The organism is Streptomyces sp. NPDC021096, from assembly GCF_040641275.1.
Taxonomy (GTDB): domain Bacteria; phylum Actinomycetota; class Actinomycetes; order Streptomycetales; family Streptomycetaceae; genus Streptomyces.
The window spans coordinates 21,720-34,955 of record NZ_JBFADG010000025.1 but is presented as its reverse complement, the minus strand read 5'-3'; the positions used below and the strand labels follow the sequence as shown (position 1 = coordinate 34,955).

The following is a 13,236-nucleotide window of genomic DNA, read 5'->3' as shown; positions in this document are numbered from 1 at the left end:
AGAAGTTGAGAAGGGTTGCGGAAAAAGGCTGAGAGCCGGGGGCGTGATGCCCCCGGCTCTCAGTGTCTCGCAACCATCGATCGAGCGACCTCACGACCGACGGCCGCCGCCGCGTGAGCGGTGGCGGCCGGGCCGCACAGGTCAGACCTGGTCGACGTCGACGAGGTCGACGCGGATGCCGCGGCCGCCGAGGGCGCCCACGACGGTGCGCAGTGCGCGCGCGGTGCGGCCGTTGCGACCGATCACCTTGCCGAGGTCATCGGGGTGGACCCGGACCTCCAGCACACGCCCGCGACGCAGGTTGCGCGAGGCTACCTGGACGTCGTCGGGGTTGTCGACGATGCCCTTGACGAGGTGCTCGAGAGCCTCCTCGAGCATGCTCAGGCCTCGGTCGACTCAGCGGACTCGGCCTCAGCGGCCTCGTCCTTCTTCTCCGACTTCTTCGCCTTCGGGGTGATGGCCTCACCCTTCGACGCGTCGGCGGCGTTCACGACGGCCTCGAAGAGACCGCTGTGGTCCTTCTTCGGCTCGGCCACGAGCATCGGGGCCGGGGCGGGCAGGCCCTTGAACTTCTGCCAGTCGCCGGTGACCTTGAGGATGGCCAGAACGGGCTCGGTCGGCTGCGCGCCGACGCTCAGCCAGTACTGGGCACGCTCGCTGTCGACCTCGATGCGCGAGGGGTTCTGCACCGGGTGGTACAGGCCGATCTCCTCGATGGCCCGGCCGTCACGGCGGGTACGGGAGTCGGCGACGACGATGCGGTAGTGAGGCGAACGGATCTTGCCCAGACGCTTCAGCTTGATCTTGACTGCCACTGGAGTGGTGTCTCCTGGTCTTGACGTGGTTGGGCACAACGAGATGCCACGTGGGGTTTGCGGTACTCGGGGTGCCCGATGGACGCGTCAGCCGGAGGAGAGAGGGGTCCTATGCGACTGTCGAGTACAGCCACTCATTGTGCCACACCGCCACGCGGCCGCCGAACCCCGCCGGCGACCGCTGCGCTCAGCCGACCGAGACGGCCTCGGGGATCCGGAACGGCTGGCCACAGCCGCCGCACATGATCGGCGCCTGGGCGAGCACGGACGGCACGACCCGGACGTTGCGCCCGCACTGGCACACCGCCTTCACCCGGACCCCGCCGCCGGAGGAGCCGTGGCGCGCCGCCGGGCCCCGGAAGGTGCGCGAGGTGTCGGCGGTGGTGGCGACCGTGTGGGCCTTCAGGGCGCGCTGGAGTCTGTCGATCGTCGGGCGGTAGCGCTTGCGCGCCTCTGGGTTGAGCACGACGAGCGAGAAGCCACTGCTGGGATGCGGCTCCTCGCTGTGGTCGAGCCCGAGCTCCTCGGCGATCGCCAGGAACCGGCGGTTGTGGTAGCGGCCGGCACGAGAGGTGTCGCGGACACCGCGGGCGGCCGCGATGCCGTGCACTGCCTCGTGCAGCAGCCTTTCGAAGGAGAGCTCGGCGCCGCAGGCGGACGACGACTCCCCGATCAACGATTCGGGCGCGGCTAGATCCGGCAGCTCGGGGTGGAACCGCTGAATGTCGGCCCACGCCTGCGCCAGCTCTGCGGCGAGAACAGGTGGTGTCGTGCTCACGTCGTGACAACGAGCGGGCACAGCCCGGTGTTCCGATACCGGGCCATCCCAAATAATTTGCACGTACCAGTCAGTTTCCCGCCTCATACGTCCTGAGGAGGGCGGGTGCGCAGAACTACGGAGAAGGCGGATTAGCCGTGCACCAGTTCGCAAGGTGGGACGTACTGACGCATCAGTAAGTGCGAGTCTCGTACGCAAACCCCGGCGCACGCCGGAGCGCAAAACCCCCGGCCGTGCGCCGAAGCGCACGACCGGGGGCCAGAGGTGAATCAGTAGGCGCGCGCGACGATCGCGATGGCGCCCTCGGCGTCGTCGGACTCCGGCACCGAGCCGTCCGGCATCACCAGGCAGCGCACGGTCACGGCCTGCTCGGCCAGCTTGGCCTCGCCCTCCGCGCCCAGCGTCGCCCACGGGATGCGGGCCCAGCCACCGGCGACCGCGGCCTCGGCGGCCTCCTCGATGGTCTTCACGTCCGTCGTGCGGGACTCGCGGCGCTCACGCGACTCGCGCAGCAGCTGCTCCTGGTCCTCCTCCAGGACCTTGGGCAGCAGCGCGGCCAGCTCGTCGATGCGCACCGGCTCCTTGCCGCCCGGAATGCGGCGGGCCAGCATGGCCGTGCCGTTCTCCAGGTCGCGCGGGCCGATCTCGATGCGGACGGGAACGCCCTTGAGCTCCCAGTCCACGGCGCGGCGGCCGAAGGGGGTGTCGGTGCGGTCGTCGACCTGCACCCGCACGCCCGCGGCCTTGAGGACGTCGCCGATCTCGCGGACCTTGGCCAGCACGGCCTCGTCGCCCTTGATCGCCAGGACCACGGCCTGGACGGACGCCAGCCGCGGCGGGACCCGCAGGCCCTTGTCGTCGCCGTGCGACATGATCAGACCGCCGACCATGCGGGTCGAAACACCCCAGGACGTCTGCCAGACCAGCTCCTGCTGCCCGTCCTTCGACAGGTAGGAGGTGTTGAACGCCTTGGCGAAGTTCTGGCCCAGCTCGTGGCTGGTGCCCAGCTGCAGCGCCTTGCCGTCGCCCATCATGCCCTCGAGGGTGAGGGTGTTGATGGCGCCCGCGAAACGCTCCTTGGGCGTCTTGCGGCCGAGCACCACGTCGATGCCCAGGACGTTCACCATGAAGTCGTAGTAGACGTCGCGGTGGATACGGGCCGCGTAGTCGCGGGCGTCCTCGTACGTGGCGTGGGCGGTGTGGCCCTCCTGCCAGAGGAATTCGCTCGTGCGGAGAAAGACGCGCGGACGCATCTCCCAACGGACCACGTTCGCCCACTGGTTGATCAGCAGGGGCAGGTCGCGGTAGCTCTGCACCCACTTCGAGAAGTACTCGTTGATGATCGTCTCGGACGTCGGCCGGACGACGACCGGCTCCTCGAGCTCCTTGCCGCCGCCGTGGGTGACGACCGCGAGCTCGGGGGCGAAGCCCTCGACGTGCTCCGCTTCCCTCGTGAGGTAGGACTGCGGAATGAACAGCGGGAAGTACGCGTTGGAGGCGCCCGCGTCCTTGATCCGGGCGTCCATCTCCTGCTGCATGCGCTCCCAGAGACCGTAGCCGTACGGTCGGATGACCATGGTGCCGCGCACCGGGCCGTTGTCGGCCAGCTCGGCCTTGTTGATCAAGTCCTGGTACCAGCGCGGGAAGTCTTCCGCCTGGGGGGTGAGAATGGGAGCCTTTGCCATGCTGCGAATGGTACGGGGCCCGTCAGGCCGAGTGTGAATCCGTCCGCCCGCAACCCCCGCTTTCCCGCCCCGCCACCCTGCCGTACGGCCGTGCCGGGGCCGTTCCATTTCATGCGATGACGCCCGGCACATGCCATCGTGGGCATACGGGAACGTTCTCGCGCCTTCCCCCTGGACTCCCGGCCGGAAGCGGAGTTCTCTGGCATCGGGGGGTTCTTCACCGCACCGCGCGCACGGCAGCACTTCGGCAGCACTCATGGGGGCGGAACCACGGACAAGGATCAGGACACCTCACCCGCGGAATGGGGCGCATTCGATGACACCAACGCTCGTGCGGCGGCACCGGCCGTCCCCGACCTCGCCCGCGTCACGGGCCCGCGACTGGGCGGAAATCCAGGAACGGATGCTGGTTCCGCTTTACGAAGCGGTGTACGAGCGCCTGGAGGCCGGCCCCGGCACCCGGCTGCTGAGCCTGGGCTGCGGATCCGGACTCGCCCTGCTGATGGCCGCCGCCCGCGGCGCCACGGTGTGCGGCGTCGACCGGGACGGCCGCCGGCTGGAGCTGGCCCGTGAGCGCCTGATGCCGGAGGGCGCCGCCGGCCACGGCACCCGCCTCGGCCTCGGCGGCCCGGAGACCGTGCTCGACCCCGACGGCCCGCCCTTCACCCTCGTGACCGCCTTCGACCCGCTGTTCTGCGCGGGCGCCGGTTCCCACGGCCTGGCGGAGGCCCTCTCCCGCGCCGCCGCCTGTGCCGAGCCCGGCTCGCCCGTGGTCCTCGCGGGCTGGGGCCCGCAGGAGCGCTGCGCGGCCTCCGGAGCGCTCCGGGTGGCCGCGCGCCTGGCCGATCCGATGTGCGCCCCAGCCCGCTGGCGCCCCAGCGGCCGCGACGACCTGGAGAACCTCGCCCGCGAGGCGGGCCTGGCCCCGGACGGCTCGGGCCGGGTCGCCTGCCCGTACGGCTACGCCGACCTCGCCAGCGCCGTCCGCGGCCTGCTGTCCACGGGCGCCTTCGACGCGGCGGCCCGGGCCACGGACGAGGAGCAGGTCGTCAAGGAGCTGACCGAGGCCCTCCACCCGTACCTGCGGTGCGACGGGACGGTGTGGATGCCGAACGTCTTCCGTTATCTGATAGCGCGGGTCTAAACCCGCCGACGCCGCCGAAATCGCCGACAGCCCCCACGGCCGAGGCCGAGGGGGCTGTCGCGAGGGCTTGATCAGCCCATGAACTTCTTGAACTCGTCGGGGAGTTCGAAGTTCTGGGCGTCCTGACCGCCGGGCGGCAGGCCCAGCGGGTTGGCGGCCTGCGCCTGCTCGCGGCGGGCGGCCGCGGCCTGCTCCTCGGCCTTGCGCTTCATCGGGTTGCCGCTCTGGCGCTTGCCCTTGGCCTGCTTGATCTGCTTCTTCTTCTTGCCGGGGCCCCCGCCCATGCCCGGGATGCCGGGCATGCCCGGCATGCCGCCGCCCTGGGCCATGCGCGACATCATCTTGCGGGCGTCGAAGAACCGCTCGACCAGGTTCTTCACGGCGCTGACGTCCACGCCGGAACCCTTGGCGATACGGGCGCGGCGCGAGCCGTTGATGATCGTCGGGTCCTGGCGCTCGGCCGGGGTCATCGACTTGATGATCGCGGCGGTGCGGTCCACGTCGCGCTCGTCGAGGTTGTTGATCTGGTCCTTGATCTGCCCCATGCCGGGCAGCATGCCGAGCAGCTTGGAGATGCTGCCCATCTTGCGGACCTGCTCCATCTGGGACAGGAAGTCGTCGAGCGTGAACTCCTTGGGCCCCTTCGCCAGCTTGGCCGCCATCTTCTCGGCCTCGTCCTGGCTGAAGGTCTGCTCGGCCTTCTCGATGAGGCTGAGCATGTCGCCCATGCCGAGGATGCGGGACGCCATGCGGTCCGGGTGGAACGCGTCGAAGTCGTCCAGCTTCTCGCCGTTGGAGGCGAACATGATCTGCTTGCCGGTCACGTGCGCGACCGACAGCGCGGCACCACCGCGGGCGTCGCCGTCGAGCTTGGAGAGCACCACGCCGTCGAAGCCGACGCCGTCGCGGAAGGCCTCGGCGGTGTTGACCGCGTCCTGACCGATCATCGCGTCGACGACGAAGAGGATCTCGTCGGGGCTGACGGCGTCGCGGATGTCCGCGGCCTGCTGCATCATCTCGGCGTCGATGCCGAGGCGGCCGGCGGTGTCGACGATGACGATGTCGAACTGCTTGGTGCGGGCGTACTCGATGGAGTCCTTGGCCACCTGCACCGGGTCGCCCACGCCGTTGCCGGGCTGGGGCCCGTAGAAGCCGACGGCGGCGCGCTCGGCGACGACGCCGAGCTGGTTGACGGCGTTGGGGCGCTGCAGGTCACAGGCGACGAGCAGGGGGGCGTGGCCCTGCGCCTTCAGCCAGTGGCCGAGCTTTCCGGCGAGCGTGGTCTTACCGGCACCCTGCAGACCGGCGAGCATGATGACGGTCGGCGCGGTCTTGGCGAAGCGCAGACGGCGGGTCTCGCCGCCGAGGATGCCGATGAGCTCCTCGTTGACGATCTTGATGATCTGCTGGGCCGGGTTGAGGGCCCGCGAGACCTCGGCGCCGAGCGAGCGCTCCTTGACCTGCTTGATGAACGCGCGGACGACGGGCAGCGCCACGTCGGCCTCGAGGAGGGCGATGCGGATCTCGCGCGCCGTGGCATCGATGTCCGCCTCGCTGAGGCGCCCCTTGCCGCGAAGGTTCTTGAAAGTCGCTGCGAGGCGATCGGAAAGAGTGTCGAACACGGCGGTCGCAGATCCTCGGGTCGGGGGCGGGTCAGTCGCACCCAGGGTATCCGGCCCGGCAAGCGCGACGCCCTCGCCTGCCGAATCCGGTGAAACCGACGACCTCCGGGCGCCGCCCAGGCGCCCGTCGTACGGGGACGGCGAACCCTCACCCCGTCCCCCGGTCCAACGCCCCCTCCACGCGCTGTGCCACGGCCACGGCCTCGTCCCCCGCCAGCGGCGCCCCGTCCGCGTCCGTCACATAGAACGCGTCCACCACGTTCGCCCCCAGCGTGCTCACGTGCGCGCTGCGCACCCATACGTCCGCCTCGTCCAGTGCCCGCCCGATGCGGTGCAGCAGCCCGGGGGCGTCCTGGGCCCGTACCTCGAGCACCGTCGCGACCTGCGAGCCGCCGGGCGCGATCGTCACCCGCGCCGGCGCGTGCGCCGCTCCCCTGCGCCGCCGGCCGTAGGCGGCCTCGCGCTCGGCGAGGCGTCCCGCGATGTCCAGCGAGCCGTCCAGGGCGCGGACGAGGTCGCCGCGCAGCAGCGCGGCATCCGGCGGTGCGCCGTACTCGGCCGCCACGCGCCAGTTCAGCAGCAGGGCGCCGCCGAGGCCGCGCAGCTCCGCCGTGCGGACGGTCAGGCGGTGCAGGGCGAGGACGCCGGCCGTCGCCGGCAGGACGCCGGGCTGGTCGGGGACGGCGACGGTCAGCTCCAGGGTGTCGCCGACGCCCTCCGGGGGCGCGCTCAGCTCCACCACGGGCCCCGCCGTGCGCAGCGCCTCGGCCGCCAGCGCCTCCTCCCGGGCCGTCGGCGCCGCCGGCTCCGTGCGGGCCGCCACCGGCTCCCCGGCCAGGGCCGCGGCCGCGCGCCGGACCAGCTCGGCCACCAGCGAGGCCCGCCAGTCGCTCCACGCCGCCGGTCCCGTGGCCAGGGCGTCGGCCTCGGTCAGCGCGTGCAGCAGTTCCAGGGTCCCGGCGCAGCCGACCGCGTCCGTGACCGCACGGATGGTGGCGGGGTCGTCGAGGTCGCGGCGGGTGGCGGTCTCGGCGAGCAGGAGGTGGTGGCGTACGAGCGTGGCGAGGACGGCCGTGTCGGCGCCGTCGAAGCCGAGGCGGGGGGCGATGGCGCGGGCGAGTCTCTCGCCGACCGCGCTGTGGTCGCCGGGGCGCCCCTTGCCGATGTCGTGCAGGAGCGCGGCGACGAGCAGCAGGTCGGGGCGGCCGACGCGGCGGGTGAGGGCCGAGGCGCGCGCGGCCGTCTCGATCAGGTGCCGGTCGACGGTCCAGCGGTGCACGGGGTTGCGCTGCGGGCGGCAGCGGACGTGCTCCCATTCGGGCAGCAGCCGGGAGACCAGGCCCTCGGCCTCCAGGGCTTCCCAGACGGCCACCGTGGACTCGCCCGCTCCGAGGAGGGTGACGAGCTGTTCGCGGGCCTCCGCGGGCCAGGGCAGCGGCAGCGGGACGGCGGCGGCCATGCGCCGCACGGCGTGCCGGGACAGCGGCAGCCCCGCCTGGGCGGCGGCCGCGGCCGCGCGCAGGGGCAGCACGGGGTCGCGGTCGGGGCGGGCGGTGCGGGCCAGGACGACTTCGCCGTCCTGTTCGACGACGCCTTCGGCGAGCGGGATCCGCTCGGGCTCGACGAAGCCGCCCCGGCCGCCGCGGCCGCCGAGGATGCGGCGCAGCCGGGGCCGTCCGGAGCGCGACCGCAGCACCCGGCCCACCTCGCGCCAGGTGACGTCGGCGGCGTAGGAGACGGTGCGGGCGGCCTCGTACACGCCGCGCAGCAGCGCGTCGGCGTCGGCGAGGCCTAGGCCGGCGGCGACTTCGGCCTGTTCCTGGAGTGCGAGCCGGTCGGTGGCCCGGCCGGTGGTCAGGTGGAGGGCGTCGCGGGTGTCCAGAAGGAGGGAGCGGGCGTGTTCGAGGCCCTCGCGGGGGGCGTCGGCGAGCCAGGAGGCGGCGACGGCGCGCAGTGCGGTGGCGTCGCGCAGTCCGCCGCGCGCCTCCTTCAGGTCGGGCTCCAGCAGGAACCGCAGCTCGCCCTGGCGGCGGCCGCGTTCCTCGCACAGCTCGCGCAGCTCCGGCAGGCGGGCCGGGGCCTGGGCGCGCCAGTCCTCGTAGGCGGCGGTGCGCAGGGCGCCGGTCAGGTCCGCGTCGCCGGCGATGTGGCGGGCGTCGAGGAGGCCGAGGTGGGCCTTGAGGTCGCCGGAGGCGGTCTTGCGGGCCTCGGCGGGGGTGCGGACGGAGTGGTCGAGGGCCAGGCCCATGTCCCAGACGGGGTACCAGACGCGGTCGGCGACGGCGGCGATGCCGGGGGCGCCGGTCCTGCCGTCGTGCAGGAGGAGGACGTCGAGGTCGCTGCGCGGGGAGAGCTCGCCGCGCCCGTAGCCGCCGACGGCCACGAGCGCGACGCCCTGGGAGGGGCCCAGGAGCCCGCTCAGCCACCGGTCGGTGAGCCGGGCGAGCTCCGCCCGCAGCGGTGGTCCGGACAGGGACTCCTCGTGCAGGAGCCGCAGCCGGGCCGCGGCGTAGCCGCCGGATTCCGGGTCGGTGGCGGCGGCCTCGGTCCGCGTCATGTCAGGCCCCTTCCCCTGTGCTCAGAGCGCGTCCGCGCCGCGTTCGTCGGTGCGGACGCGGACGACCGTCTCGACCGGGACGACCCACACCTTGCCGTCGCCGATCTTGTCGGTGCGGGCGGCCGCGACGAGGACGTCGATGATGTCGTCGGCGTCGTCGTCCTCGGCGAGGATCTCGATGCGGATCTTGGGTACGAGGTCGATCTCGTACTCGGCGCCGCGGTAGACCTCGGTGTGGCCGCGCTGGCGTCCGTAGCCGCTGGCCTGGGTGACGGTCAGGCCCTTGACGCCGAAGGCCTGCAGCGCCTTCTTGACGTCCTCGAACCGGTGCGGTTTGACGACCGCGGTGATGAGCTTCATGCGTCCACCTTCTTGTTCCGGGTCTGCTGCGCGGGGGCGGGCGTCGACCCGCGGCCGGCCGCGGCGCCGCCCACGGCGCTGAAGTCGTACGCGGTTTCGGCGTGGTAGGCCTGGTCGACGCCGCTGAGCTCGTCCTCCTCGCTCGCCCGGAAGCCGATCAGCTTGTCGACGAGCTTGGCAAGCACCCAGGAGACGGTGAAGGAGTAGGCCAGGACGGAGAACGCCCCGGCGGCCTGGCGGCCGAGCTGGGTCAGGCCGCCGACGCCGCCGGTGGCCAGGAGGCCGACGAGCAGGGTGCCGATGATGCCGCCGACGAGGTGGACGCCGACGACATCGAGGGAGTCGTCGAAGCCGAGCTTGAACTTCAGGCCGACGGCCCAGGAGCAGACGGCGCCGGCGACGAGGCCGATGAGGATGGCGCCGAAGGCGTTGACGGCCGCGCCGGCCGGGGTGATGGCGACCAGTCCGGCGACGGCGCCGGAGGCCGCGCCGAGGGTGGTGAAGGCGCCGTGCTTGATGCGCTCGTAGGCGAGCCAGCCGAGCATGGCGGCGCCCGTGGCGACCTGGGTGTTCATGGCCATGTTGGCGGCGACGCCGTTGGCGGCGAGCGCCGAGCCGGCGTTGAAGCCGAACCAGCCGAACCACAGCAGCCCCGCGCCGAGGATCACCAGCGGCAGGTTGTGGGGGCGCATGGGGTCCTTCTTGAAGCCGATGCGCTTGCCGACGACCAGGACGGCGGCGAGCGCGCCGATGCCGGCGTTGATGTGGACGGCCGTACCGCCGGCGAAGTCGATCACCTTGAGCTTGAAGAGCCAGCCGTCGGCCTGCCAGACCCAGTGGGCGACGGGGAAGTAGACGATCGTCACCCAGAGCGTGATGAACAGCGCCCAGGCGCTGAATTTCACGCGGTCCGCGAGGGCGCCGCTCATCAGGGCGGGGGTGAGGACGGCGAACATCAGCTGGAAGAGGGCGAAGGCCAGGACCGGAATGCCCTCCTTGCCGCCGGTGAGGGTCTCGGGGCTGATGCCCTTGAAGCCGATGTGGTCGAGGTTGCCCAGGAGTCCGGCGCCGAGGTCATCGCCGAAGGCCAGCGAGTACCCGAAGAGCACCCACAGGACGCTGACGATGCCGAGCGAGATGAACGACATCATCAGCATGTTGAGCGCGCTCTTGACCCGCACCATGCCGCCGTAGAAGAAGGCCAGGGCCGGTGTCATCAGCATCACGAGCGCGGCACTGATCAATACGAATGCGGTATCTGCGCCATTCAATGTCGACGTCTCCTCGTGGCCGCGGCCCGTGCCCCCGTGCGGGCCGGTCTTCCCAGTGGGCCGGTGTCGCCACGAGGCTCGCGCGGCACGGTTTCAGCCGACGCCACGGGTTGTTTCGCGGCCGTGACGATGAGGGGGGACGTGTTACGCGCCGATGAACGGCGGGACGGCCGCGCGAGCCGTCCCCCGGGACGGCTCGCGACGGGAACAACCGACCGCGGCGACCCTCCGGAGTGACCTGGCGTGGGGGGCCGAGTCGGGCGGTACGGGAGGGTCACCGCGGCCGGGTACGGGGGCCGGACGGCTCAGACCGCGTGGGCGGCCTCGGCGGATTCCGGCAGGTGGACGGCGAGTTGCTCGGTGAGCTGCACGACCTCGGCGACGTCGCCGAATTCGCGGACGGCATTGTCGACGGTCTTGCGCAGGCGGTTGCTGACGCGCTCGGACCGCACCTGCTTGGCGATCCTCAGCGCCTTCCCGGCCATGACGGCGCCCTCTTCCGGCTCGCGCTCCAGCAGGTGCACGGTGGCCATGCCGATGAGGTTGAGCGCATACGAACGCTGGTGTTCGTTGTCCTGCTCGAACAGCTCGACGGCCCGCTCCATCTTGGGGCGCGCCAGCGAGGCGTAGGTGGGGCTGCGGCCGGCCACGTAGGCGAGGTCGCGGAAGGAGTGGGCGTTCTCGGCGTTGAGCTCGGCTTCGGAGAAGAACCGGATCCAGTCGGGGTCGCCGTCGCCCGGCTCGCAGTCGCCGAAGCAGTCCTCCGCCATGCTCACCGCGCGCTTGACCTTCGCGGGCTGGCCCATGTTGGCGTACGCGCGGGCCTCCATCGCATACAACATGGCCTGCGTCCGGGGGGTGGCCGTCTCCCGCGATCCGTACTGCCCGAGGTGGATGAGCTCCAGGGCGTCGTCCGGGCGGCCCAGGTGGATCATCTGGCGGCTCATGCTGGAGAGGATGTACGAGCCCAGGGGGCGGTTGCCGGCCTCCTTGGCGGCGTGCAGGGCCAGCACGAAGTACTTCTGGGCGGTGGGGTGCAGCCCGATGTCGTAGCTCATCCAGCCCGCGAGCTGGGACAGTTCGGCGGCGACCTGGAACAGCCGCCGGGAGGTGTCCTCGGGCTGGGGCTCCTGCAGCAGGTCGGTGACCTCGTGGAGCTGCCCCACCACGGCCTTGCGGCGCAGGCCGCCGCCGCACTGGGCGTCCCACTGCCGGAACATCACGGCCGTGGACTCCAGCAGCTCCAGCTCCGGGGCGGAGAGCCGGGAGCGGCGGGGGCGCTCCCGGTCCGACGGGCCCGCGCTCTCGCGGCCGGGGGTGCCGGGCACCAGCCAGCGCTGCATGGGCTCGATGAGGGCGGGGCCGGCGGACAGCGCGAGCGAGGTCCCGAGGAAGCCGCGGCGGGCCAGCATCAGGTCGCTGCGGGAGAACTCGCTCAACAGCTCCACGGTCTGCGGGGCCGCCCAGGGCAGGTCGACGCCCGACACGGAGGGCGACTGGTGGGCGGCGCGCAGCCCGATGTCCTCGACGCCCACCACACAGCCGAAGCGCTCGGAGAACAGCTCGGAGAGGATCTTCGGAATCGGCTCGCGCGGCTGTTCGCCGTCCAGCCAGCGGCGTACGCGGGAGGTGTCGGTGCTGATGTGATGGGCGCCCAGCTGCCGGGCCCTGCGGTTCACCTGCCGCGCCAGCTCGCCCTTCGACCATCCGCTGCGCAGGAACCAGGAGTTCAGCTGCTCGTTGGGGCGCTTCTCGGCCTTATCAGCCCTGTCGGCACCACCGGTACCACTGACATTGCCGCTCACGGGAACGCCCCCATCCGAAAACTCTGCGTCTACGCGTCTGCACCCATGACGTGCCTCGACATCCACGTGTGCAACCACATCCATAGCGTGCATCCGCACGTCTACGCGCGAACCGCCAACAGCTTGCCGCGCTTTGCGGCCGCTTGTCCGGCAGGGCCCATGTACCGAAAGTAATCCTACGATCACCGCTCCCGCGAGGGCAGTCCAGTAAACGCCACCATTCGCCACCCCAACGAATGAACTCCTTCCGCCCGCATCGCGATTGACTTGACACGGAACGAACACGAGGAAACCGGCGAGAAGGTGAATGGATGTACGCCACGGCGCGCGTCTCGCGGCGCACCACCGGTCGCGCACCGCCGCGCCGCCTCGCGGCATGGGTCGGCGACCGTCCGTGTCCGAGACACTCCGACACGTAACCAACTGCGAGCACGACCCGTTGGAGGGGGCATGGGCTTCACAATCGGCGGCATCCGGGATCTGCGCTCGGGCTCTCGGCGTCGGGGCCGCGCGTCCGAGTCCGTGACGACGGTCGCGGAGTACACCGGCCTGTGGGGGTGGGACGTCGTTCCCGGCGCCCGGGCCTCGCGCGGCAGCCGGGTCAGCTGCTCGTGCGGCGCCGCCGAGTGCCCCTCGCCCGGAGCCCACCCGCTCTCGTTCGCCCCTCCCGTCAAGGCCGGCTCCACGCTGGACGAGGCCGCGGCGGCCTGGGCCGAGGTGCCCGGCGCGGCCGTGCTGCTGCCCGTCGGCCGCTCGTTCGACGTACTGGAGGTCGCGGAGGCGGCGGGCCGGCACGCGTTGGCACGGCTGGAGCGGATGGGGGTGCCGCTGGGGCCCGTGGCCCTCACCCCGCACGGCCGCGCGCTGTTCTTCGTCGCCCCCGGCGCCGCCGCGGAACTCCCCCAGCTCCTGTACCGCATGGGGTGGGACGACGCCCGGCTCGACCTGCACGGCCTGGGCCACGGCGACCACATCACCGCGCCGCCGTCCGACTTCGCGGGCCTGGGCCCGATGCGCTGGCTGCTGCCGCCGACGCTGGACACGGCGGGGCGCCCGCCGGAGGCGCGGCTGCTGCTGGGGACGCTGGCGTACGTCTGCCACCGCTCCGCGGGCGCCGGCTGACGCCCGGCGGGTCCGGGGGCCCGACCCCGTATACGAAAGGGCCCCCGTCGCAGCTGCACCTGCGACGGGGGCCCTTT

11 protein-coding genes are annotated in these 13,236 nt (G+C 72.1%); 2 read left to right on the top strand and 9 right to left on the bottom strand.

Annotation, left to right across the window (positions count from 1 at the left end):
- Positions 1-141 precede the first annotated feature (141 nt).
- The 4 genes from AB0G59_RS24650 to proS form a co-directional block, all read right to left on the bottom strand.
- A complete protein-coding gene (locus tag AB0G59_RS24650) occupies positions 142-378 on the bottom strand; it encodes an RNA-binding protein (protein WP_360915465.1) in 237 nt (78 codons plus the stop codon).
- Between the two features lie 2 nt (positions 379-380).
- Complete coding sequence (gene rpsP / locus AB0G59_RS24645; RefSeq protein ID WP_360915462.1) at positions 381-815, bottom strand: 30S ribosomal protein S16; 435 nt, start codon at positions 813-815, stop codon at positions 381-383.
- A gap of 187 nt (positions 816-1,002) precedes the next feature.
- Entirely contained in the window at positions 1,003-1,593 is a 591-nt protein-coding gene (locus AB0G59_RS24640; protein WP_360915459.1) for a hypothetical protein, read from the bottom strand.
- Positions 1,594-1,862: 269 nt separating this feature from the next.
- Entirely contained in the window at positions 1,863-3,278 is a 1,416-nt protein-coding gene (proS, locus tag AB0G59_RS24635; RefSeq protein WP_360915456.1) for a proline--tRNA ligase, read from the bottom strand.
- 316 nt (positions 3,279-3,594) lie between these two features.
- Here proS and AB0G59_RS24630 point away from each other — a divergent pair, with 316 nt between their 5' ends.
- Complete coding sequence (locus AB0G59_RS24630; RefSeq protein WP_360915453.1) at positions 3,595-4,422, top strand: SAM-dependent methyltransferase; 828 nt, start codon at positions 3,595-3,597, stop codon at positions 4,420-4,422.
- 71 nt (positions 4,423-4,493) lie between these two features.
- On the opposite strand, the gene ffh is transcribed toward AB0G59_RS24630, so the two are convergent.
- The 5 genes from ffh to AB0G59_RS24605 all read right to left on the bottom strand — a co-directional run bounded on the left by ffh (position 4,494) and on the right by AB0G59_RS24605 (position 12,037).
- On the bottom strand, positions 4,494-6,044 hold the full coding sequence (ffh, locus tag AB0G59_RS24625; protein WP_360915450.1) for a signal recognition particle protein: 1,551 nt from the start codon (positions 6,042-6,044) through the stop codon (positions 4,494-4,496).
- Between the two features lie 148 nt (positions 6,045-6,192).
- Positions 6,193-8,601, bottom strand: coding sequence for a [protein-PII] uridylyltransferase (locus tag AB0G59_RS24620; RefSeq protein ID WP_360915447.1), 2,409 nt, complete (start codon positions 8,599-8,601; stop codon positions 6,193-6,195).
- A gap of 21 nt (positions 8,602-8,622) precedes the next feature.
- Entirely contained in the window at positions 8,623-8,961 is a 339-nt protein-coding gene (locus tag AB0G59_RS24615; protein WP_360915444.1) for a P-II family nitrogen regulator, read from the bottom strand.
- Positions 8,958-10,232 carry an ammonium transporter gene (locus AB0G59_RS24610; RefSeq protein ID WP_360915441.1) on the bottom strand — a complete coding sequence of 425 codons (1,275 nt, stop codon included), beginning with the start codon at positions 10,230-10,232 and terminating at the stop codon, positions 8,958-8,960. The genes AB0G59_RS24615 and AB0G59_RS24610 overlap by 4 nt, the downstream gene beginning before the upstream one ends.
- Before the next feature lie 305 nt (positions 10,233-10,537).
- Positions 10,538-12,037, bottom strand: a complete 1,500-nt coding sequence (locus AB0G59_RS24605) for a hypothetical protein (protein ID WP_071964633.1) — start codon at positions 12,035-12,037, stop codon at positions 10,538-10,540.
- Between the two features lie 450 nt (positions 12,038-12,487).
- On the opposite strand from AB0G59_RS24605, the gene AB0G59_RS24600 reads away from it, so the two are divergent.
- A complete protein-coding gene (locus AB0G59_RS24600) occupies positions 12,488-13,159 on the top strand; it encodes a bifunctional DNA primase/polymerase (RefSeq protein ID WP_360915437.1) in 672 nt (223 codons plus the stop codon).
- Positions 13,160-13,236 lie beyond the last annotated feature (77 nt).